Origin of the sequence: Bacillus sp. AFS031507 (assembly GCF_002584635.1) — a bacterium.
In the GTDB taxonomy this organism is placed as follows: domain Bacteria; phylum Bacillota; class Bacilli; order Bacillales; family Cytobacillaceae; genus Neobacillus.
This window is the reverse complement of the sequence record NZ_NUOW01000013.1, coordinates 142,705-167,088: the sequence shown is the minus strand read 5'-3', so window position 1 is coordinate 167,088 and position 24,384 is coordinate 142,705. Positions and strand designations below refer to the sequence as shown.

The 24,384-nt window shown below is 38.6% G+C and carries 20 protein-coding genes; all 20 read left to right on the top strand.

Translation table 11 applies throughout. From position 1 onward, the window contains the following. Window positions 1-72: 72 nt before the first annotated feature. The 20 genes from COE25_RS13365 to COE25_RS13270 all read left to right on the top strand — a co-directional run bounded on the left by COE25_RS13365 (window position 73) and on the right by COE25_RS13270 (window position 24,327). A complete protein-coding gene (locus COE25_RS13365) occupies window positions 73-2,421 on the top strand; it encodes a DNA translocase FtsK (RefSeq protein ID WP_098932996.1) in 2,349 nt (782 codons plus the stop codon). A gap of 409 nt (window positions 2,422-2,830) precedes the next feature. Then, window positions 2,831-3,556 carry a GntR family transcriptional regulator gene (locus tag COE25_RS13360; RefSeq protein ID WP_088086409.1) on the top strand — a complete coding sequence of 242 codons (726 nt, stop codon included), beginning with the start codon at window positions 2,831-2,833 and terminating at the stop codon, window positions 3,554-3,556. 85 nt (window positions 3,557-3,641) lie between these two features. Further along, the gene (locus COE25_RS13355; protein ID WP_098932995.1) at window positions 3,642-4,724 is read left to right on the top strand and encodes a BMP family lipoprotein; all 1,083 of its coding nucleotides are present in this window, start codon (window positions 3,642-3,644) and stop codon (window positions 4,722-4,724) included. Window positions 4,725-4,930: 206 nt separating this feature from the next. Next, window positions 4,931-6,466 (top strand): ABC transporter ATP-binding protein, encoded by a 1,536-nt coding sequence (locus COE25_RS13350; protein WP_098932994.1) that lies wholly within the window; start codon window positions 4,931-4,933, stop codon window positions 6,464-6,466. Then, window positions 6,459-7,505, top strand: coding sequence for an ABC transporter permease (locus COE25_RS13345; protein WP_088086412.1), 1,047 nt, complete (start codon window positions 6,459-6,461; stop codon window positions 7,503-7,505). The genes COE25_RS13350 and COE25_RS13345 overlap by 8 nt, the downstream gene beginning before the upstream one ends. A gap of 1 nt (window position 7,506) precedes the next feature. Next, entirely contained in the window at window positions 7,507-8,466 is a 960-nt protein-coding gene (locus tag COE25_RS13340) for an ABC transporter permease (protein WP_088086413.1), read from the top strand. Between the two features lie 190 nt (window positions 8,467-8,656). Further along, a complete protein-coding gene (yfmF, locus tag COE25_RS13335) occupies window positions 8,657-9,937 on the top strand; it encodes an EF-P 5-aminopentanol modification-associated protein YfmF (protein ID WP_098932993.1) in 1,281 nt (426 codons plus the stop codon). Then, entirely contained in the window at window positions 9,938-11,230 is a 1,293-nt protein-coding gene (gene yfmH / locus COE25_RS13330) for an EF-P 5-aminopentanol modification-associated protein YfmH (protein ID WP_098932992.1), read from the top strand. A gap of 73 nt (window positions 11,231-11,303) precedes the next feature. Beyond that, window positions 11,304-12,023: an elongation factor P 5-aminopentanone reductase gene (gene ymfI / locus COE25_RS13325; RefSeq protein ID WP_098932991.1), complete on the top strand. Its 720-nt coding sequence runs from the start codon at window positions 11,304-11,306 to the stop codon at window positions 12,021-12,023. Between the two features lie 78 nt (window positions 12,024-12,101). Beyond that, the gene (locus COE25_RS13320) at window positions 12,102-12,359 is read left to right on the top strand and encodes a DUF3243 domain-containing protein (protein WP_098932990.1); all 258 of its coding nucleotides are present in this window, start codon (window positions 12,102-12,104) and stop codon (window positions 12,357-12,359) included. Between the two features lie 164 nt (window positions 12,360-12,523). After that, window positions 12,524-13,315, top strand: coding sequence for a DUF3388 domain-containing protein (locus COE25_RS13315; protein ID WP_088086418.1), 792 nt, complete (start codon window positions 12,524-12,526; stop codon window positions 13,313-13,315). Window positions 13,316-13,336: 21 nt separating this feature from the next. After that, the gene (locus COE25_RS13310) at window positions 13,337-14,236 is read left to right on the top strand and encodes a helix-turn-helix domain-containing protein (RefSeq protein ID WP_098932989.1); all 900 of its coding nucleotides are present in this window, start codon (window positions 13,337-13,339) and stop codon (window positions 14,234-14,236) included. 51 nt (window positions 14,237-14,287) lie between these two features. Further along, window positions 14,288-14,872, top strand: coding sequence for a CDP-diacylglycerol--glycerol-3-phosphate 3-phosphatidyltransferase (gene pgsA / locus COE25_RS13305; protein WP_088086420.1), 585 nt, complete (start codon window positions 14,288-14,290; stop codon window positions 14,870-14,872). A gap of 38 nt (window positions 14,873-14,910) precedes the next feature. Further along, complete coding sequence (locus tag COE25_RS13300; RefSeq protein WP_098932988.1) at window positions 14,911-16,164, top strand: competence/damage-inducible protein A; 1,254 nt, start codon at window positions 14,911-14,913, stop codon at window positions 16,162-16,164. A gap of 456 nt (window positions 16,165-16,620) precedes the next feature. After that, window positions 16,621-17,664: a recombinase RecA gene (recA, locus tag COE25_RS13295; protein WP_088086422.1), complete on the top strand. Its 1,044-nt coding sequence runs from the start codon at window positions 16,621-16,623 to the stop codon at window positions 17,662-17,664. Between the two features lie 513 nt (window positions 17,665-18,177). Further along, on the top strand, window positions 18,178-19,737 hold the full coding sequence (gene rny / locus COE25_RS13290) for a ribonuclease Y (protein ID WP_088086423.1): 1,560 nt from the start codon (window positions 18,178-18,180) through the stop codon (window positions 19,735-19,737). Window positions 19,738-19,846: 109 nt separating this feature from the next. After that, complete coding sequence (locus COE25_RS13285) at window positions 19,847-20,644, top strand: TIGR00282 family metallophosphoesterase (RefSeq protein WP_098932987.1); 798 nt, start codon at window positions 19,847-19,849, stop codon at window positions 20,642-20,644. A 323-nt stretch (window positions 20,645-20,967) separates the two neighbouring features. Next, the gene (spoVS, locus tag COE25_RS13280; RefSeq protein WP_026566505.1) at window positions 20,968-21,228 is read left to right on the top strand and encodes a stage V sporulation protein SpoVS; all 261 of its coding nucleotides are present in this window, start codon (window positions 20,968-20,970) and stop codon (window positions 21,226-21,228) included. Window positions 21,229-21,723: 495 nt separating this feature from the next. Continuing rightward, window positions 21,724-23,460 carry a 2-oxoacid:acceptor oxidoreductase subunit alpha gene (locus COE25_RS13275; RefSeq protein WP_142354474.1) on the top strand — a complete coding sequence of 579 codons (1,737 nt, stop codon included), beginning with the start codon at window positions 21,724-21,726 and terminating at the stop codon, window positions 23,458-23,460. Then, on the top strand, window positions 23,461-24,327 hold the full coding sequence (locus COE25_RS13270) for a 2-oxoacid:ferredoxin oxidoreductase subunit beta (RefSeq protein WP_088086426.1): 867 nt from the start codon (window positions 23,461-23,463) through the stop codon (window positions 24,325-24,327). It begins immediately after the preceding gene. Window positions 24,328-24,384: the final 57 nt, after the last annotated feature.

Sequence of the window (24,384 nt, the reverse complement as noted above, 5' to 3'; positions counted from 1 at the left end):
GGCTGCTTTCTTCCTTTTAACTCCTTTTACTAAAGGATTAAATATACCATAATGAAACAACAAGGTGATTAGATGGCAAAGAAAAAAAGAAGACAACCAAAAAAGAGAGATAACCATTTGAAAAAGACCGTTCAATTTGAATTATCCGCACTGGCTCTTTTAGCTATTGCGATCATATCAATAGCTAAGCTTGGTGCAGTTGGGAAGGCAACCGTTATCTTTTTCCGTTTTTGGATGGGAGAATGGTATATGCTCAGTTTAATTGGGCTTGTTGTGTTAAGCGTTTATTTGATGTGGAAACGGACTATTCCTTTTTTCTTCCATATTAAATTAGTTGGAAGTTATTTTATTACTTCTGCTATTCTGCTTTTAAGCCATGTCACCCTTTTTCATTTGCTAACAAATGATGGGAAATTTAAAGATCCAAGTGTTATCAGTAATACCTGGGAATTGTTTATGATGGAACTTAGAGGTGAAACAAGCACCACCGATCTTGGCGGGGGAATGCTTGGGGCAGTTTTATTTGCCTTATTCCATTATTTATTCGCTGAAACAGGTACTAAAATTATTGCATTTATTTTCATTTTAATTGGAATTATCTTACTTACCGGTAAATCATTTGGAGATTTCATCGGGAAAATCATGATTGTGATGGTTGATTTTTCAAAAAGTCAATGGGATGCCTTTAAAACGGATATGACAGATTGGAAACAAAAACAACGAGAGCGAAAAGCAGAAAGAATCACACAAAAAAGAAAAGAGCAGGAAAATCGTGAACAAAATCAGCCTGTCTTAAATGCAGAAACTCAACCACTCCAAGAGGAAATTAGAACATCTGAGCCAATTATATCAAGTTTTGCCGATAAGGCATATGTGGAAGAAGATGCCAAGGATAAGAATCACCGAGAAGAAACAAAGGATGGAAAAGGAACTTCTGAAGAGAATGAGGACAGTATCCCGCCAATCACCTTTACGGAAGTAGAGAATATTGCCTATGAGCTGCCACCACTTCGATTGCTCAATTTGCCAAAGAAAACAGATCAGAGTGGAGAATATGAACAAATTCATGCAAATGCGGCAAAGCTAGAGAGGACATTTCAAAGCTTTGGCGTGAAAGCGCGAGTAACACAGGTCCATTTAGGACCAGCTGTAACAAAATATGAAGTTCATCCTGACGTAGGTGTAAAGGTAAGTAAAATTGTCAGTTTAAGTGATGACTTAGCCTTAGCACTAGCTGCTAAGGGGATAAGAATTGAAGCGCCAATTCCTGGTAAATCCGCAATTGGTATTGAAGTTCCTAACTCTGAGGTTGCTGTAGTTTCGCTTCGCGAGGTATTAGAAGCAACACAAAATGACAAGCCTGACTCCAAGCTTTTAATTGGCTTAGGCCGGGACATTACAGGTGAAGCTGTTTTAGCTGAATTAAATAAAATGCCCCATTTACTTGTTGCAGGTGCAACCGGTAGCGGAAAAAGTGTTTGTATAAATGGCATTATCACGAGTATTTTAATGCGAGCAAAGCCCCATGAAGTGAAACTAATGATGATTGACCCGAAAATGGTTGAACTCAATGTTTATAATGGAATTCCTCATTTGTTAGCACCTGTTGTAACGGATGCAAAAAAAGCATCACAAGCTTTGAAAAAAGTGGTAAATGAAATGGAAAGACGGTACGAATTGTTTTCCTACACGGGTACACGTAATATTGAGGGCTATAATGACCACGTAAGAAAGCATAATTTAGAGGAAAATGATAAACAGCCACTACTGCCCTTTATTGTGGTAATTGTTGATGAGTTGGCAGATTTAATGATGGTTGCCTCGTCGGATGTAGAAGATTCGATTACCCGCCTTGCTCAAATGGCGAGAGCAGCGGGAATTCACTTAATCATTGCCACGCAGCGGCCATCGGTAGATGTAATTACTGGGGTAATAAAGGCGAATATTCCTTCCAGAATTGCCTTTGCAGTGTCAAGTGCAACCGATTCAAGGACAATTTTAGATATGGGTGGTGCGGAAAAACTTTTGGGAAGAGGGGATATGTTGTTCCTTCCGGTTGGAGAATCCAAACCAGTTCGTGTTCAAGGTGCGTTTCTGTCAGACCAAGAAGTCGAGGGCACGGTTGAATTTGTTATTTCCCAACAGAAAGCACAATACCAAGATGAGATGATTCCTGATGACATTCCTGAAGTAACAGGTGCGGTCGATGATGATATATATAATGATGCAGTTGAGTTAATTATTGAAATGCAAACAGCATCTGTTTCTATGTTACAAAGACGGTTCCGTATTGGCTACACAAGAGCTGCAAGGTTAATTGATGAAATGGAAGCACGCGGTATCGTTGGTCCATATGAGGGCAGTAAGCCACGTTCTGTTTTACAGCCAAAACCTAAAGATAAAGAAGAACAAAGTTCATAATTGAATAAGAAGTTATCATTTAAAAGTATTATCGAAAGTCCGGAACAGGTTAATTAACATCTATAACACAGCCTTTATTATGTTGAAGTATACAACTCATAATAAAGGCTTTTTTATACCATGAATAATGAGTCAAATAAAATACTAAAATAGTAGGAGGTTACAACAATGTAGAACTTGATACTAAAGTCTCGTCATAATAAATATAATACCTACATATACCCCCCGGGATTCTAAATAGAAAATGGGCGAAAATTCCTAGTAATATTTGTGACATTACCTTTTAGCCTTTTTCGACAAATTTTTTAATAGCTATTTATTTATCCCCAAAAAAGTGTTAATATAATTTCGATTAGTAGAAATGATATCAGATGTCTGATGTCTAAGGAATAAGGCTGGAGGAAACAGCATGTCTATAAAATCAGATAACCGGCATTTATACTTACAAGTAATCGATCGGTTAAAACAAGATATCGCTGATGGGGTATATAAAGAAAAAGAAAAATTACCTTCTGAGTTTGATCTTGCTAAACAACTTGGTGTAAGCAGGGCCACCCTTCGAGAAGCATTGCGAATACTTGAAGAAGAAAACGTTATCATAAGACGCCACGGTGTTGGAACTTTTGTTAATGTTAAGCCATTGTTTACTTCAGGGATTGAACAACTTAATAGTGTCACTGCCATGATAGAGCAAGCTGGAATGATACCAGGAACAATTTTCCTTAGCTCATCAACGCAAGGTTCGACCGAAGAGGATGTTCGTCGTTTCTCTTGTTCTACAAGTGAGGAGATTTTCGTGATGGAGAGGGTAAGAACCGCAAATGGAGAACCGGTCGTCTACTGTGTCGACAAGGTACCAGAACGCATATTGCCAGAAACATTTTCCCATACAGAAGAATCACTCTTCAGTATTTTGGAAGATAAGGCAAACCGAAGGATTACATACGCGGTTGCTCAAATCGAGCCAATTGGCTATCATGAAAAAATTTCCCCAATTCTAGAATGCGAACCAGAAACTGCTTTGTTAGTTTTAAAACAAATGCATTTCGATGAAATGGATGAACCAATCCTGTTTTCGGTAAACTATTTTAAAGCGGACAAGTTTAGTTTTCATGTTTTAAGGAAAAGAATTTAATTTTTTATCCTTTTTGAAAACGCAACCAGTCTTGCTATAAAAACATTTTTACTAAATCAAACCATATTCATAGGGGGTCAATACCATGAAGAAGCGTAAAATTGGAATGGCTTTATCACTAGTTCTAGCTGCTGGTACACTTTTGGGGGCATGTGGAAAAAGTGATGATACAAGTAAAGAACCAGCTACAGGTGGAGAAAAGGCAAATAAATTCTCTGTAGCAATGGTAACTGATGTTGGTGGTGTTGATGACAAATCATTCAACCAATCTGCATGGGAAGGTCTTCAAAAATTCGGTAAAGACAATGGCTTAACAAAAGGTAAAGGTGGATATGATTACCTTCAATCAAAATCTGATGCTGATTATTCAACTAACTTAAATACTCTTGCTCGTCAAGATTTTGATTTAGTTTACGGAATTGGTTTCTTAATGCAAGCTGCAGTAGAAGAAATTGCGAAGCAACAAAAAGATTCAAACTTTGCAATTATTGATGCTGAAGTTAAACAACCAAACGTTGCAAGTGTTCTTTTCAAAGAGCAAGAAGCAGCATTCCTTGCTGGTGTAGCAGCTGCACTTCAAACAAAATCTAACCATATTGGATTCATCGGTGGGATGGAAATCCCAGTTATCGAACGTTTCGAAGCTGGCTTCTTAGCAGGCGTTAAAGCTGCAAAACCTGAAGTGAAAGTGGATGTTCAGTATGCAGGTGCATTTGATAAAGCAGAATTAGGTCAAAATATCTCATCTAAAATGTATTCTTCAGGTGCGGACGTAGTGTTCCATGCTGCTGGTGGTACTGGGAACGGTCTATTCAAAGAAGCAACTGACAGAAAAGCAAAAGATCCTAGTAAAGAAATTTGGGCTATCGGTGTAGACCGTGACCAAAACGACATGGGTCCAGATATTGTTCTTACATCTGCACTAAAACGTGTTGACGTAGCGGTACAGGATTTATCTAAAAAAGCAATGGATGGCAATTTCCCTGGTGGAGAAGTTGCATTATACGGTTTAGCTGAAGATGGAGTGGGCGTAGCGCCAATCAACGCAAAAGCTGATAAAAAAGATGCGATTGAAGCTGCAGTAAAAGAATGGGTTGAAAAGATTAAATCAGGTGCAGTAAAGGTTCCAGGAACTCGTGCTGAATTAAAGACTTTTAGTGTAAAATAATTTTTATGAGGAATAAGCGGGATTTAAAAAGTGCTCGCTTATTCCTTTCTAAGGAATCCTAACTGAAGTGTAGAATAAATATTCTACACTTCATTTAAGATTTTAGTGGGGAGGAATTCCCTGTTTTTTTAAAATTCGGAAAGGTCTGACCTCTTACTACTGTTGGTCAATTTTTCCTTTTACCTTATCACAGGGAGTGAGAAAAGATGGAATATGTAATTGAAATGCTAAACATCCGTAAAGAGTTTAATGGCTTCGTTGCGAATGATAACATAACCCTTCAATTAAAAAAGGGTGAAATCCATGCCTTGCTTGGAGAAAATGGTGCAGGAAAATCAACCTTGATGAATGTTCTCTTTGGTTTATATCAGCCAGAACAAGGTGAAATCCGTGTGAAAGGGAAACCGGTTAACATTGCAAACCCTAATATCGCTAATGATCTTGGAATTGGAATGGTCCATCAGCACTTTATGTTGGTTGATACCTTCACTGTCACTGAAAATATTATCCTTGGTAGAGAAATAACCTCAGCTGGTCGAATTGATCTTAAAAAGGCAGAACAACAAGTTCGTGAAATTTCAGAGCGCTATGGTCTAGCGGTTGACCCGCAAGCGAAAATATCCGATATTTCGGTGGGGATGCAGCAACGGGTTGAAATCTTAAAAACACTCTATCGTGGAGCAGAAATTCTTATTTTTGATGAACCTACAGCCGTATTAACACCACAAGAGATTAAAGAATTAATCCAAATTATGAAAACGCTTATTAAAGAAGGCAAATCTATTATTCTCATTACCCATAAACTTAAAGAGATTATGGAAGTTTCAGACCGTTGTACCGTTATTCGTAAAGGTAAGGGGATTGGAACTGTAACCGTAAGCGAAACAAACCCTAATGAACTTGCGAGCCTAATGGTTGGACGTGAGGTTGTCTTTAAAACGGATAAAAAGGAAGCAACCCCAAAACAAGAAGTACTTGAAATCAAGGATTTGGTTGTTAAAGACCCTCGTGGTGTTATGGTTGTTAATGGTCTTAATCTTTCTATCCGTGCTGGGGAGATTGTCGGAATCGCTGGAGTTGATGGAAATGGACAATCTGAATTTATTGAAGCAATTACAGGATTACGAAAAGCTGAAACTGGCAGTGTAAAATTAAATGGCAAAGAATTGATCAATCATACTCCAAGGCAAATTACTGAATCTGGCGTAGGTCATATTCCTCAGGATCGCCACAAACACGGGTTAGTATTGAATTTCCCAATTGGAGAGAACATGGTTTTACAAACGTATAATAAAAAGCCATTCTCAAAGAACGGAATCTTAAACTTTAGTGAAATCTATAAAAAGGCTAAATCGCTAATAAGTGAGTTTGATGTTCGTACACCAAGTGAATACACATTGGCACGTGCCCTTTCTGGTGGTAATCAACAAAAGGCGATTATTGGACGTGAAATAGACCGTAACCCTGACCTACTCATTGCGGCACAGCCAACTCGGGGTTTGGATGTTGGGGCAATTGAATTCATTCATAAGCGCTTAATCGAGCAGCGCGATAATGGGAAAGGTGTCTTGCTAGTATCCTTTGAATTGGATGAAATTATGAATGTTAGTGACCGTATTGCGGTTATTTATGAGGGGAAAATCGTGGCTGTTGTTAATCCAAAGGAAACGACTGAGCAGGAACTTGGATTGTTGATGGCTGGATCGAATAGAAAGGAAGCGGGTGAACAAAACCATGTCTAAACGGTTTAAAAGTATTTTAACACCAATTATTGCTGTTTTATTAGGCATCATTGTTGGAACAATTATCATGTTATTTAGTGGGTACAATCCAATTGCGGCCTTTACGGCACTATGGAATGGCGCATTTGGAGATATCTATTATATCGGGGAAGTAGTAAGACAGTTTACCCCATATATCTTAGCCGGATTAGCTGTTGCTTTTGCTTTCCGAGTGGGCTTATTTAATATCGGGGTTGAGGGGCAATTCTTAGTAGGCTGGCTTGCAGCGGTTTGGGTAGGGGTAGCTTTTGACCTGCCTCGTATTATTCATTTACCACTTGCTATCTTAGCGTCCATAGTTGCAGGTGCGCTTTGGGCATTTATTCCTGGTCTATTAAAAGCACGTTTTCGTGTGCATGAAGTAATTGTAACCATTATGATGAACTATGTAGCCTTACATGTATCGAATTATCTTATTCGTAATGTAATCACAAATCATGGGGACAATTCGGGTCCTATTCATAAATCGGCAACGTTACGATCTGGCTGGTTAGAAAGTCTAACTGACTATTCTAGACTTCACTGGGGTATTATTCTTGCTATTATATCTTGCTTTATAATGTGGTTTTTATTAGAAAGAACAACAAGAGGGTTTGAATTAAGGTCAGTAGGTTTTAATCAACATGCCGCACAATATGCGGGCATGAACGTGAATAGAAATATTATCCTTTCAATGGTTATTTCCGGAGCCTTTGCTGGCTTAGCTGGTGCTATGGAAGGACTAGGAACATTCGAATATGCCGCTGTTAAGGGTGGATTCTCAGGCGTTGGTTTCGACGGAATTGCTGTGGCATTACTAGGTGGTAATACTGCTCTAGGTGTATTTTTCTCAGCGATACTATTTGGTGTTCTAAAAGTAGGAGCACTAAACATGCCGCTTGAAGCTGGAGTACCAAATGAATTAGTTGATATCATTATTGCGTTAATCGTATTCTTTGTTGCATCAAGCTATATAATAAGAGTTTTTCTTGACCGATTCAGTAAGAAGGAGGGGAAGTAAGTTGAGTTTAATGGATATTTTAATCATTCTTATTCCATCCACTTTATTATGGGCTGCTCCTCTTGTCTTCACTGCATTAGGCGGTATTTTCTCGGAGCGTTCTGGGGTAGTTAATATTGGACTTGAAGGTTTAATGGTAATTGGGGCATTTTCGGCGATCGTGTTTAACTTAACTACATTTGATACATTTGGCAGTGCTACACCTTGGATAGCATTATTAATAGCAATGGCTGCAGGAGCAATCTTTTCCTTATTACACGCGGTTGCGGCAATTACCTTCCGGGCGGACCATACGGTTTCCGGTGTGGCGATTAACTTACTCGCAACAGGACTTACCCTTTTTCTTGTAAAACTCATTTATGATAAAGGTGAAACTGGAATTATCAGTAAGGGGTTTAGCAAAATTGATATTCCTGTTTTAAAGGATATTCCTGTTATCGGTAAAATCTTCTTCCAAAATACGTATTGGACATCGTTTTTAGCAATTTTGGTTGCCATTTTAGTGTGGTTTATCGTTACCAAAACACCATTTGGTCTCCGCCTCCGCTCAGTCGGTGAACATCCGATGGCGGCAGACACTATGGGTATAAATGTCACCAAAATGCGTTATTTGGGTGTCATCCTTTCTGGAGCTCTTGGTGGTCTCGGTGGTGGAGTTTATGCACAATCCATTACGTCTAACTTCAGCCACTCGACAATCAGTGGTCAAGGTTTCATGGCGTTAGCCGCAATGATTTTCGGTAAATGGCATCCACTTGGTGCATTAGGTGCTGCAATCTTCTTCGGGTTCGCGCAAAGTATCAGTATCATTGGATCAAGTTTACCTTTCTTAAAGGAAATTCCAAATGTATACTTGTTAATTGCTCCATATGTGTTAACAATATTAGCTTTAACTGGATTCATCGGTCGTGCCGATGCACCAAAAGCTAGTGGAACCCACTACATCAAAGGTAATCGATAATAGGTTGAAAAAAGAACCCCTGATTTTATTTCAGAGGTTCTTTTTTTTGAAACAAAGAGTATTTGCTTGTAATGACCAAGCATGTCAAATTATAGTAATAAGTATAGGTTTTATTTCAAAGGAAAAGATATAAAGAAAAATGTTTACATATTGTTAAGTATGACCTTTGAATAGTTAAGGAGGAATGTAAATGGCCACTGCTACAGAAAAAATAACACCACTTAAGGGGTATAATTTACACTTTATACCAACAGAAAAATATAAAACCAATACATTGATTTGGAAGATGAAAGCACCATTAACTAAGGAGGATGTGACCAAACGCGCTCTTCTCCCTCAAGTATTGCAAAGTAGCACTAAAAAGTACCTTACAACCACGGCACTTCGTTCGTATCTCGATGAATTATATGGTGCCACCTTTTTTGTTGACCTCTCGAAAAAAGGTGAAAACCATATAATGAGTTTCTCTATCGAAATTGCCAATGAAAAATTCTTAAGTGATCCAAGCCCATTATTAAAAAAAGGGTTCGAATTGTTAGCCGAAATATTAACCAATCCAAATATTAAGGGAAATGCATTTGACCATGATACTGTAGAAAAGGAGAAGCGGACACAAAAACAAAGGATCCAATCAGTTTTTGACGATAAAATGCGCTACTCGAATGTCCGACTAATACAAGAAATGTGTAAAGGCGAACCTTATGCCTTAGAGGTAAATGGAGATGCAGCAGATGTCGATGCCATTACAGCTGAGAATCTATATGAATATTATAAAAACGCTTTTATTAATGATGAAATGGATTTATATATCATCGGGGATGTAAATGAAGAAGAGGTAAAGAATTATGCTGCTGAGCTTTTACATTTTGAGGACAGAAAACCGAAAAAGGTAGTACCACAGGAAATAAACAGAAATAGTCAGGTACAGGAAATAAAAGAAGAACAAGATGTAAAACAAGGTAAATTAAATATTGGTTATCGGACAAATATCGTCTATGGGGACCCAGATTATTTTGCCTTGCAGGTGTTTAACGGCATTTTTGGGGGGTTCTCGCATTCCAAATTATTTATTAATGTGCGGGAAAAAGCAAGCCTTGCATATTATGCAGCGAGCCGTCTTGAAAGTCACAAAGGCTTGATGATGGTTATGTCAGGCATTGATTTAAAGAATTATGACCAGGCAGTTGGCATTATCCATGATCAATTAGAGGCAATGAAAAATGGTGATTTCACAGACCAAGAGCTCGTACAAACCAAGGCAGTGATTCAAAATCAAATTCTTGAGACGATAGACACATCAAGAGGACTTACGGAAATTCTATATCATAACGTCGTGGCCGATGCAAATATTAATTTGGATACATGGCTTCAAGAAATGCAAAAGGTTACGAAAGAAGAAATTGTAGAAGTTGCAAAAAAAATCGAAATTGATACCATATACTTCTTAACTGGAACGGAGGCAGGCAAATAGATGGAGAAAATAACTTTCGACCAGCTTCAGGAAGAGCTTTATCATGAAAAACTAGCCAATGGACTAAATGTATATATCTTGCCTAAAAAGGGTTTTAATAAAACCTTTGCTACCTTTACGACGAAATATGGATCTGTTGATAATACATTTGTTCCATTAGGCAAAGAGGAGTATGTTAAAGTACCAGACGGCATAGCCCACTTCTTAGAACATAAGCTTTTTGAAAAGGAAGACGGTGATGTATTCCAGCAATTTAGCCGTCAAGGGGCATCCGCAAATGCTTTTACCTCCTTTACACGGACTGCTTATTTATTTTCAAGCACCTCTGATGTTGAAAAGAACCTTGAAACACTCGTTGATTTTGTTCAGGATCCTTATTTTTCTGAAAAAACGGTTGAAAAAGAAAAAGGGATTATTGGGCAAGAAATCACAATGTATGATGATAATGCAGATTGGCGCTTATACTTTGGATTAATCCAAAATCTATATCAGAACCATCCAGTTAAGATTGATATAGCAGGTACCATTGAGTCTATTTCACATATTACAAAAGATTGGCTATATGAATGCTATAACACCTTCTATCATCCGAGCAACATGCTTTTATTTATTGTTGGCCCAGTGGACCCCAACAGTTTCATGAACCAAGTGAAAGAAAATCAAGCAAAAAAAGAATACAAGGATATGCCTGAAATCAAGCGCAAATTTGAAACAGAACCCCCACAAGCAGCTGAAAAGAAACAAGTACTTGAAATGAATGTTCAAACGTCAAAATGCTTACTAGGTATTAAAGCACTTCATGTCGACCAAACAGGCGATGAATTGCTTAAAAATGAATTAACAATGAATGTATTACTGGATCTATTGTTTGGAAAAAGCTCAAAAAATTATAATCAGTTGTATAATGAAGGATTAATTGATGAAACCTTTTCCTTTGATTACACGCAGGAACAAGGCTTTGGGTTTGCGATGATTGGCGGGGATACAGGTGAACCTGATAAGCTGGCTGAAACACTAGAAAAAATGCTTCTGAAGGCTAAAAGCCAAATGATTTTTGATGAAGAACAATTGGAAAGAGCGAAAAGAAAGAAGATAGGGGCATTTCTACGAGCGATTAATTCACCTGAATATATCGCAAATCAATTTACTCGCTATGCATTTAATGATATGAATCTTTTTGATGTTGTTCCAACACTTGAAAAAATCACCTTAAATGATATACAATCACTAGCATCTGAGGTGATCTCGGAAGAACGCTTTTCAGTTTGCCAAGTAGTTCCAAAGAAAAAATAGAAAAGTGAAAGCGTCGTAAAACGGCGCTTTTTCTTCGTATAAAAGTTTTTTATTAGAGAGAGAGAGTGAAGAAATGAAATATGCACTGATCACTGGGGCAAGTGGTGGAATAGGACAAGCCATTGCGCTTAACCTCGCTGAAAAAGGCTATCATTTGTATCTGCATTATAATAAAAATGAACAATCGATTCGAGACCTAATCGAAAAACTGCTGCCATACGGTGGAGAGTATATTCCTATCCAAGCAGACTTTGGCGGCCCTAATGGTTATAAGAAAGTCTACTCTGAGGTTTTTTCGCTAGACGCCATCATCCATTGCGGTGGAAACAGTCAATATGGACTTCTTATTGATTTGCTACAGTCTGAAGCAGAGGCATTAATGAATGTTCAAGTACTAAATCCATTAATGCTGACCAAAGAGCTCCTGCCGAAATTACTTGTTAAAGGTAAAGGGAACATTGTCGTGATTACATCCATTTGGGGTCAAACAGGTGCGGCCTGTGAAGTGGCCTATTCTACCGCAAAGGGTGCACAAATTGCCTTCGTAAAGGCATTAAGTAAAGAATTAGCATTGAATGGCATTCGCGTTAATGCGATCGCCCCTGGTGCGATCGCGACACCAATGATGGAAGGTTTTTCACAAGAAGAGATGGACCAGATTTCTTATGAGATACCTATGGGAAGACTTGGTCAGCCAGAAGAAATAGCGAGGTGTGTCGCTTTCTTGCTCTCAGATGAATCTTCCTATATGACCGGGCAAGTCCTTGCGTTAAATGGTGGCTGGTATACATAAAATTCACAAGTTATTCATGTATAGTTCCCTTCACTTCATCGCAAAATAAACTTGTACTAATTTAAAGGAGGGAAAACAATGTCTGTTTTAGATAACTGGAAACAGTGGGAGGACTTTCTTGCTGATCGTCTTCACCATGCACAAAATGAAGGTATGAGTGAGGGAGCAATTAATAATCTTGCCTTTCAAATTGGGGATTATTTATCAAGCCAAGTAGAGCCAAAAAACGAGCAAGAAAGAATTCTTGCTGATCTTTGGTCTGTTGCTGATAAAGAAGAACAACAAGCTATTGCAAATATCATGGTTAAATTGATTCAAAATAATGGTGCCCGCTAAAAGAGAGGAGGTTTCTCCTCTCTTTTTGTATGTATAAATCTATAAACACCATTAAAGAAACGAATATCTGTGTTTTTACTTTCATCTTCATCCAAAATCATTTATTATAGGGGTTAGATGAGGAAATGCAGAAAAGTGTCGAAACTTCTTTATAGGAGGTTTATATCGTGAAAAAAGAATGGTATTTAGAATATGAGATTCAAAAGAACCGTCCAGGGCTATTGGGTGACATTTCATCCCTACTGGGTATGCTTTCTATTAATATTGTGACGATTAATGGTGTGGATGAAGGAAGACGTGGTTTGCTCATTTTAGCAAAAGACGATGATCAAATTAAACGACTAGAGTCAATTTTACATACTATGGACACAATAAAACTAATTAAACTTAGGGAACCAAAACTGCGTGACAGGCTTGCAGTTAGACATGGCCGATATATTCAAAGAGATGCTGATGATAAAAAAACCTTTCGCTTTGTAAGGAATGAACTTGGCTTATTAGTTGATTTTATGGCAGAATTATTTAAGCAGGAGGGACATAAACTGATTGGTATTCGTGGAATGCCACGGGTAGGTAAAACAGAATCATTAGTTGCAGCGAGTGTTTGTGCAAATAAACGTTGGTTATTTGTTTCATCGACACTGTTAAAACAAACAATCCGCAATCAATTAATTGAAGATGAGTACAACGAAAATAATCTATTTATTCTTGATGGAATAGTATCAACAAAACGAGCAAATGAACGTCATTGGCAGCTTGTCAGAGAAATCATGCGTCTACCGTCAGTAAAAGTAATCGAGCACCCTGATGTCTTTGTACAAAACTCAGAATACACACTCGATGATTTTGATTATATTATTGAGCTTAGGAATGACGCGGAAGAAGAGATTACATATGAAGTCGTTGATCAGCATAACATGTTCTCCGGATCAGATTTTGGTGATTTTGATTTTTAATAAATTGGAAGGTGTTAACAGTTGACTGAATTAGGGAATCGACTAAAAGAAGCCCGATTAGCTAAAGGATTAAGCTTGGATGATGTCCAATCCATGACCAAAATTCAAAAGCGGTATTTAATTGGTATTGAAGAAGGAAATTATGCGAGCATGCCTGGAAATTTCTACGTGCGTGCATTTATTAAACAGTATGCAGAGGCTTTAAGCCTCAATCCTGATGAAATCTTTGAAACCTATAAAGGCGAAATTCCTGCTACCTATAATGATGACTTACCCCAGCAATTGTCTAGAGTGAAAACACACAAAACAATTACTGAAGGTAATTCCAAAATATTTGATATTCTGCCAAAGGTATTAATCGGTGTTTTTGTAATTGGTGCAGCAAGCCTTTTATATTACTTTATATCAAATCATGCTAGTGGAAATTCAAATGAATCAATTAGTAAGCAGAATGAACCCGTTAAAATTGTTACATCGAAGAATCTTGAAAAAGAAAAAGCAGATGATAAAGATAATCAGAAAGTAAATGAGGAACAGAAGGATAATGCAGTACAGGAAGAGGAACAAACAACGGTAGAAGAAACACCTAAACAAGAAATTACAGCAGTTCAAAGCAGTGGCAGGAATTCAACCTATGAATTAAAAAATGCAGATAAATTTATTGTGAAGTTGGTTTCTAAAGGTCAAACCTGGGTTAGTATTAAAAATGGGAAAGGGAAATCCTTTTTTCAAGGAACACTAAAAACAGGTACAACTGAGAGCCAGACAGAAGATTTATCAGCAGAAAGTATGGCTGTGATCAGGGTTGGAAATGCTGCTGACACTGAAATTTATGTGAATGACCAAAAGCTCGAGTATGCAGTCCCAGCGACTGCGAATGTTCAGAACATAACGATTCAATATGTTCTGAAAGACGAATAGTCATCTGTAGATGACTATTTTTCACTTTTAATAAATAAACGGAGGAAAACTATGAATATTCCGAATAGAATAACGGTATCAAGAATATTATTAATTCCAATATTTTTGATTATTATGCTTGCTCCTTTTAAATGGGGCGACATGCAACTTCTTGGGACCGTCCTTCCAGTTACCCATTTTGTCGGTGCATTGATCTTCATTTTAGCCTCTGCAACTGACTGGGTTGACGGACATTATGCCCGTAAATATAACCTTGTCACTAATATGGGGAAATTTCTTGACCCATTAGCTGACAAATTACTCGTATCGGCTGCACTTATCGTTTTAGTTGAACTGAATGATGTTTATGCACCTTCATGGTTAGTTATTATTATTATTAGCAGGGAGTTTGCAGTAACAGGTTTACGCCTCTTGCTTGCAGGGGAAGGCGAAGTTGTTGCGGCTAATATGCTCGGCAAAATTAAAACATGGGCGCAAATTGTCGCGATATCATCGCTTTTATTACATAATATAATTTTTGCAATGATACCATTCCGTTTTGATATAGTGTCATTATGGGTGGCTTTAATTTTTACTATCTGGTCTGGCTGGGATTATTTTGCAAAAAATAGTCATGTCCTTAAAAATTCAAAGTAAACTTAATTCTACTATGTTGTAAAGGAAGATGTATTGCTATGAATGCTGAGATTATTGCAGTTGGTTCGGAGTTATTGCTAGGTCAAATTGTGAATACGAATGCGAGATTTCTGTCTCAGCAATTAGCTGGGCTTGGTATTAATGTCTATTTTCATACAGTTGTTGGTGATAATTCTGACAGGCTAAAGTCTGCAATAGAAATAGCCCAAAAACGTGCAGAGATTATAATATTTTCTGGTGGGCTTGGGCCTACAAAGGATGATTTGACGAAGGAAACGATTGCACGTCAGCTTGGTAAAGAACTCGTTATCGATGAAACGGCGTTAGCATCGATTGAACTTTTTTTTAAGCGGACCAATCGTGTCATGACAGAAAATAATCGAAAGCAGGCACTCGTATTAGCAGGATCTCACATTCTCCCAAATGATCATGGGATGGCGCCGGGCATGGTTGTAGAATCCGGCGGTCATACGTATATGCTGCTGCCTGGCCCGCCAAAGGAAATGGAACCGATGTTTCTCCAGTATGGGTCCCAGGCTCTTTCTAAAAGAAACAAGTCCACCGAGAAAATTGTCTCAAGGGTGTTAAGGTTTTTTGGAATTGGAGAAGCAGCTCTGGAAACAGAAATTATTGATTTAATTGATGCGCAAAGCAATCCAACGATAGCCCCGCTTGCAGGAGATGGGGAGGTTACTTTACGACTGACAGCAAAACATGTGGACGAAAATGCAGCACAGGCTATGCTGGATGAACTAGAAAAGACGATAAATCAGCGTCTTGGTGCATTTTTATATGGCTATGATAATACGTCGCTTTTGATAGAAGTAATGAAATCTTTAAAAGAAAGAAACTTAACTATTACTGCCGCTGAGAGTTTAACAGGAGGACTATTCCAGCAAGAGTTAACATCAATTTCGGGTGCAAGTTCAGTGTTTTACGGTGGTGTAGTTTGTTATTCAAATGAAGTGAAACGACAGCTATTACATGTACAGGAAGAAACGCTTAAAACACATGGTGCGGTAAGTGAACAATGTGCTAGAGAGCTGGCCGAAAATGCTTCAAAGGTATTTAAAACCGATATTGGGATTAGTTTTACGGGTGTTGCTGGTCCTGAAGAACTTGAAGGCAAGCCAGTTGGTACAATTTATGTAGGGATTGCAATGAATGGAAGGCCGACAATTGTAGAAAAGATCACACTTGGCGGAACAAGGGAAGCGAACAGGAGCCGTGCAGTGAAATTTGGCTGCTATTTTCTCCTTCGAATTTTAAAAGAGTCACAGAATGCTAATTAGCGTTCTGTGGCTTTTTTGACAAGATAAGAAAGTTTAACATTTCGACTTTGAAAATTGTCCAGCTCCAGCGCCCTAGCGGCTAGTGTCCTTCGCTCTCCGCCCTACGATAAGTCAAGCACGAATGCGCCTTCGGCTCTTCGTGTTTCCTTTATCTCAGTTGGAGCGCTCCAGGCCATACGCCGCTGAATAGGGCGCTTGAGCTTCTCTTAATAAACTAGGATTAGAAAAAAGTCTGACAATAGAGGAAATTATCCTTTTCGGACTACTAAAAATGCAAAATGATACAAAAGTCAGGGGGATTTTCCTTTTTTTACAACGATTTTGTTTTGAAAATAAACGAATGAATGTTCGTTTTTTTACTCGACAAATATCCGAAAAGCGGTTATATTATTAGTAGGAATTAATTTAATAGATTATAGCAATTTGCTTGTGTTTATATAAGGGAGGAAAAGATTCGTGAGTAATGATCGTAAAGCGGCCTTAGAAATGGCGTTAAAGCAAATAGAAAAGCAATTTGGTAAAGGTTCTGTCATGAAAATGGGAGAGAAAACAGATACGAGGATTTTAACGAGTCCGAGTGGCTCGTTAGCACTTGATGCAGCACTTGGAGTCGGTGGATATCCTAGAGGGCGTATTATCGAAGTTTATGGTCCTGAGAGCTCAGGTAAAACCACGGTTGCTTTGCATGCGATTGCTGAAGTTCAAGCAAATGGCGGACAAGCAGCATTTATAGATGCTGAACATGCCCTTGACCCAGCGTATGCCCAAAAATTAGGTGTTAACATTGATGAGTTATTGCTATCACAGCCAGATACGGGTGAACAAGCGCTTGAAATCGCAGAAGCATTAGTACGAAGTGGTGCAATTGATATTATTGTAGTCGACTCAGTAGCAGCATTAGTTCCAAAAGCGGAAATTGAAGGCGAAATGGGAGATTCTCACATGGGCTTACAGGCTCGTTTGATGTCGCAAGCCCTACGTAAATTATCTGGAGCCATCAATAAATCGAAGACCATCGCCATCTTTATTAACCAAGTTCGCGAAAAAATTGGCGTTATGTTTGGAAACCCCGAGACAACACCAGGTGGACGTGCATTGAAATTCTATTCCACCGTCCGTATTGAAGTTCGTCGTGCAGAGGCGTTAAAGCAGGGAAATGATATTGTAGGTAATAAGACAAAGATAAAAATAGTTAAGAATAAAGTCGCTCCTCCTTTCCGTACGGCTGAAGTAGATATCATGTATGGTGAAGGGATTTCTAAAGAAGGCGAAATCATTGATCTAGGCGCAGAATTAGATATCGTTGAAAAGAGCGGATCATGGTACTCCTATAATTCTGAAAGATTAGGTCAAGGCCGTGAAAATGCAAAGCTATACTTGAAGGAAAATCCAGATGTTCGCCTCGAAATTCAAGGGAAAATCCGTGAACATTATGGTTTAGATGGTGAAAAATTTGTCACTGAGAAAGACGATGATGAACAATTTGAATTAATAGACTAATGTAGATGAGCAAAGCTATTTATGGTTTTGCTCTTTTTTTACATAATGTTATTTTTAAACAAAGTTTTATTAGTTAGGCTTTGTTAAAGCCTATTGTTGATTTTTATAGCAAGTTGATTGGGGAGCGGAAGGCGCGAAGACTCCTGCGGGAGGACGGGGCAGGGAGACCCCACAGGCGCATAGCGCCGAGGAGGCGGATAGTAACCGCGGAACGCGAAGCGCCTGGAGCGGAAATCAACAGCCAAGTTTAACAGAGCCAATTGTTAAAATACAATGGATTTCAGCCTTTAGGAGGAATAAATGATGTCCTATTCTAAATATTTCAAAAAGCCAATAGGACTAAGCCTTGACAATGAATATTCCCACCTTTACAATTAACATGTATATTTTACATTTTTGGTATTATTACAATTCGAAAAAAGCCTTGGTGCTTGCTGTATGTTGAGTCTAAACAATGTACATGCCGACACTTAAAAAATGTAACAAAAGTTCATAGCAAGAGGAGGTGTAACGATGGAACCAATTACAATCATCTCCATTTTGCTTGGCCTTATCGTCGGTGCCGTTGTTGGCTATTTTGTTCATAAATCCATTGCTGATGCAAAAGTAGCAGGTGCAAAGAATGCTGCAGAGCAGATTCTTGAAGATGCTAAACGTGATGCTGATTCATTGAAAAAGGAAGCTTTGCTAGAAGCAAAGGATGAAATTCACAAGCTTCGGACTGAAGCAGAGCGTGAGGTTCGTGAACGAAGAAATGAAATGCAAAAACAAGAAAACCGTTTACTGCAAAGAGAAGAGAATTTAGATCGAAAAGAGGAAACGTTAAACAAACGTGAAAATCTTTTAGAAAAGAAGGATGATTCTCTAAACCAAAGACAACAGCATATTGAAGAGATGGAAAGCAAAGTGGACGAGTTAGTACGAAAACAACAAACTGAACTCGAACGAATATCGAGCTTAACGCGCGAGGAAGCAAAAACAATCATTATTGATCGAATGGAGCAGGAACTTATCACTGACACTGCGATAATGATCAAGGAAAGCGAAAATCGTGCAAAAGAGGAAGCCGACAAGAAAGCAAAGGAAATACTTTCGTTAGCAATCCAGCGTTGCGCTGCTGACCATGTTGCGGAAACGACTGTCTCTGTCGTCAACCTGCCAAATGACGAAATGAAGGGCCGTATTATTGGCCGTGAAGGAAGAAATATTCGTACGCTTGAAACGTTAACAGGAATTGATTTAATCATTGATGATACTCCTGAAGCTGTCATTCTATCAGGTTTTGATCCTATTCGTCGCGAAACGGCTCGCTTAGCACTGGAGAAATTGGTCCAAGACGGGCGTATCCATCCGGCACGAATTGAGGAAATGGTAGAAAAATCACGTCGCGAAGTAGATGAGTATATCCGTGAAGTGGGTGAGCAAACCACCTTTGAAGTGGGTGTTCATGGACTCCATCCAGATCTGATCAAAATTCTTGGTCGCTTAAAATTCCGTACTAGTTACGGGCAAAACGTATTAAAGCATTCAATGGAAGTTGCGCAACTGTCTGGTTTACTTGCCGCTGAACTTGGCCAAGATGAAACTTTGGCACGTCGTGCGGGCTTGCTTCATGATATTGGGAAAGCCATTGACCATGAAGTAGAAGGCAGCCATGTTGAAATTGGTGTTGAACTTGCAACTAAATACAAGGAACATCCGGTAGTAATCAATAGTATTGCTTCCCATCATGGGGATACAGAGGCAACATCTATCATAGCCGTTTTAGTTGCAGCAGCAGATGCCTTATCAGCTGCAAGACCAGGTGCACGTAGTGAGACGCTTGAAAACTATATTCGCCGTCTTGAAAAGTTAGAGGAGATTTCGGAATCCTATGAAGGTGTAGAGAAATCCTTTGCCATTCAAGCAGGTCGAGAGGTACGTATTATAGTTAGACCGGATTCAGTTGATGATCTTGCTGCACATCGATTAGCACGCGATATTCGTAAGCGCATTGAAGAAGAGCTTGATTATCCAGGTCATATTAAAGTGACAGTTATTCGTGAGACACGGGCTGTTGAATACGCAAAATAAAGCGGTGCGCATGCACCGCTTTATTTTTTGCAGCACCTTATCCGATTAAATAAAGTCTGAATGTGATACAATTTATACAATAACAATTTTTTTAACGAAAGGGACCAAAATGAATCTACTTTTTATCGGTGATGTTGTCGGTTCACCAGGCCGGGACATGGTGAAGGAATATTTGCCAAAATTAAAAGAAAAATATCGTCCTCACTTTACTATTATCAATGGGGAGAATGCAGCAGGAGGCAAGGGGATTACTGAAAAAATCTATCGTGAATTCTTAGGGTATGGGGCACAGGCGGTAACACTGGGTAATCACACATGGGATAATCGTGAAATTTTTGAATTTATCGGTTCTGCAAAAAATATGGTTAGACCAGCGAATTTTCCAGAAGGAACACCAGGGAAAGGTATGGCTTTTTTTAAAGTCAATGATTTAGAAGTTGCTGTTATAAATCTGCAGGGGCGAACCTTTATGGCTTCATTGGATTGTCCTTTTAAGAAAGCTGACGAATTAGTTGAAATTGCTAGGGAGAGAACCCCATATATTTTTGTGGATTTTCATGCGGAAGTAACAAGTGAGAAACAGGCAATGGGTTGGTATTTAGATGGAAGGGTCTCTGCCGTTGTGGGGACACATACACATGTTCAAACGGCCGATAACCGGGTTTTACCGGGAGGCACAGGATATTTATCTGATGTAGGGATGACAGGGCCGTATGATGGCATTTTAGGGGTGGAGAGAGAAGCAGTCCTTAAAAGGTTCCTAACCAGCCTGCCAGTCCGGTTTGAAGTGGCAACGGCAGGAAGAAATCAATTAAGTGCAGTTATGATTGAATTAGATCGTAAAACAGGCTTAACAAAAAAGATACAGCCCATTTTAATAAATGATGACCATCCGTTTTACTCTTAAGAGCAAATTTCATTTGCTCTTATTTTTTTGTTACTAAATATCTTTGAACAGTGTCTAGCTCAAGCGCCCAGCAGCTAGTGGACTTCGCTCTTTTCCCTACGATAAGTCAACATCGAATCGCTTCGCTCTCCGTGTTTCCTTTATCTCAGTCAAAGCGCTCCAGTCCATCCGCTGCTAACCGGGCGCCTCCGCTTTTCTAATTTTTTTGTCCAAGCCGGAATATGTTTTTTGACAAATGAATATAGTAGCAGTGGAATGTTATAACCTGATTTGTTCATGAAACTGCTCATGCGGGATCGGGATTTTCTAAGGAGGAGCTAGAAATGGATATATTAAAAGTTTCAGCAAAATCTAATCCTAATTCTGTAGCTGGTGCGCTTGCCGGGGTTCTGCGTGAAAGAGGTGCAGCGGAAATACAGGCAATTGGGGCGGGTGCATTGAATCAAGCCGTAAAGGCAGTAGCGATTGCTCGAGGATTTGTAGCACCTAGCGGAGTTGATTTAATCTGTATCCCTGCGTTTACCGATATTTTAATTGACGGGGAAGAACGCACAGCTATCAAGCTAATTGTAGAACCACGTTGAAAGAGATAGACTATTTATAGGCGATCAAACAAAGGGACATTTACCTTTACCTGCTTGTTTTACAAGCAGGTATTTTTTAGGTTTTATTTCTCACTAATTGGTATTAAATGATATTTACTTATTAAAGTATTATTCTACCATAACCTTTAATAAATTTTAAAATTCAAATCATGAATGTGCATAGCTTGAATTAATATTGCAAAACGCCGTATAATGCGGATAAATTATGTTTTTTTATTTGTTATCTTGTAGAAAGCAAGTATATTTCAAATAATAAAAAAATATTCATATTTTAAACATTATTTCGCTTTTAAGGGTTGCAATTTTTAGTTCATAGGTCTAGAATTGTAAGCGTTTAGTACATATCCTTTCTACTTTTTATTAGTCTTTTTATATAAAATGGGCTAATTTCTAGTGATTTACTCGGAATAGTGCTAAACTAATAAATGGATCATCAAAACTACTTATTTTTACATATCCAAAGGGGTGTAAGTCATGATCAATCAACTTTCATGGAAAGTTGGAGGACAACAAGGGGAAGGTATTGAAAGTACTGGGGAAATCTTTGCTATTGCACTGAATCGCCTGGGATATTACTTGTATGGTTATCGTCACTTTTCTTCACGTATTAAAGGTGGTCATACCAACAATAAAATCAGAGTTAGTACTACAGAAGTTCGTTCTATTTCTGATGACTTAGATATCCTTGTAGCATTTGACCAGGAAACTATTGATGTAAACTACAAAGAATTACACAGTAATGGAGTAATCCTTGCTGATGCAAAATTCAATCCAAAGAAGCCGGAAGATACTGAAGCTGCATTGTATGCGGTTCCATTTACTGAAATTGCCACAGAGCTCGGAACTTCTCTAATGAAAAACATGGTTGCAATTGGTGCAACTTCTGCTGTATTAGACTTAGATATTAATGTATTTGAAGTAGTAGTTCGCGAGATTTTTGGTAAAAAAGGCGACCAAGTAGTTGCAAAAAATATGGATGCGATCAAAGCTGGCTTTGATAAAATGAAGGAAAATCTTGCAGTTGGCATCCAAACAATGGAGCTTGAAAAGGCTGATGGCAAAAAGCGGATGTTCATGATAGGAAATGACGCTATTGCTCTTGGAGCTATTGCAGGCGGATGCCGTTTTATGGCAGCCTACCCAATTACACCAGCTTCTGAAATAATGGAATATTTGATTAAAAAGCTACCTGCACTAGGTGGAACTGTAATTCAAACCGAAGATGAAATTGCTGCATGTACAATGGCAATTGGAGCAAACTACGGCGGTGTTCGTACAATTACTGCTTCGGCAGGTCCAGGATTATCTTTAAAAATGGAAGCAATTGGCCTCTCAGGTATTACTGAAACGCCACTAGTAATTGTTGACACGCAACGTGGCGGTCCATCAACAGGATTACCAACAAAACAAGAACAATCAGACCTTATGGCGATGATTTATGGAACACATGGTGAAATTCCGAAAATTGTAATGGCTCCAAGCACTGTTGAAGAAGCATTCTATGATACAGCTGAAGCATTCAACTTAGCAGAAGAATATCAATGTCCAGTCATTATTTTATCTGACCTACAATTATCCTTGGGTAAACAAACGGTTGAACCATTAAATTATGACAAGGTTGAAATCAGACGTGGAAAATTAGTAACAGAAGACATACCCGCTAACGAAAACAATGCATATTTTAAACGCTATGAAGTAACAGAGGACGGAGTTTCTCCACGTGTAATCCCTGGAATGAAAAATGGTATTCATCACGTAACAGGTGTCGAGCATGATGAGACTGGTAAACCATCGGAATCTGCTCCAAACCGAATTGCGCAAATGGATAAGCGTTTCCGGAAGGTCGAAAATATCCGCTTTAATACACCAGTATATACAAATGTTAAGCACGAAGATGCTGATGTACTATTTGTAGGTTTTAACTCGACTCGTGGTGTTATTGAAGAAGCAATGACTCGTTTAGAGAAAGACGGCTTAAAAGTAAATCATGCCCATATTCGTTTGATCCATCCGTTCCCAACTGACGATGTTCTTCCGCTTGTTCGTTCTGCGAAGAAAGTTGTTGTAGTGGAAAACAATGCAACTGGACAATTAGCCAATATTATGAAAATGAATGTTGGACATGCTGAAAAAATTACTAAGCATCTTAAATATGATGGTAATCCGTTCCTACCACACGAAGTATATACAAAATGTAAGGAGTTGTTCTAAATGGCCACTTTTAAAGACTTTCGTAACAATGTAAAACCGAACTGGTGCCCTGGCTGTGGCGACTTCTCCGTACAAGCGGCAATGCAACGTGCGGCAGCAAATGTAGGCTTAGAGCCAGAAAACTTAGCTGTAATTTCTGGAATCGGCTGTTCAGGACGTATTTCCGGTTATATTAATTCATATGGCTTCCATGGGATTCATGGTCGTTCACTTCCAATCGCACAAGGTGTTAAAATGGCTAATCGTGATTTAACTGTTATCGCCTCTGGTGGTGACGGTGACGGTTATGCGATCGGGATGGGGCATACGATTCATGCCATTCGTCGTAATCTTGATATAACTTATATCGTTATGGATAACCAAATATATGGTTTGACTAAAGGTCAAACTTCTCCACGTTCAGCTACTGGCTTTAAAACAAAGTCAACTCCGATGGGGTCGATTGAGCAATCAATTTCTCCGATGGAAATGGCGTTGACTGTAGGAGCAACATTTGTTGCACAAAGTTTCTCTACAGATCTAAAAGATTTAACTGCTTTAATTGAAGCCGGTTTAAAACACAAAGGATTTTCTTTAATCAATGTTTTCAGCCCATGTGTTACTTATAATAAAGTGAACACCTATGATTGGTTTAAAGAAAATCTAACAAAACTTAGTGATATAGAGGGTTATGACCCTTCAAATCGCGAAGATGCGATGCAGACATTAATGAAGCATAATGGTCTTGTTACAGGACTTATTTATCAAAATACTGAGCGTAAGTCTTATCAAGAACTGATCACGGGCTACTCGGAAGCACCGTTATCTAAAGCTGACCTTAATCTTGACCAAAATTATTTTGATAAATTAGTTTCTGAATTTATTTAATGATAAAAGCAAAATCCCGTGACTTGACGTCACGGGATTTTCTATTGTTTTCAATCA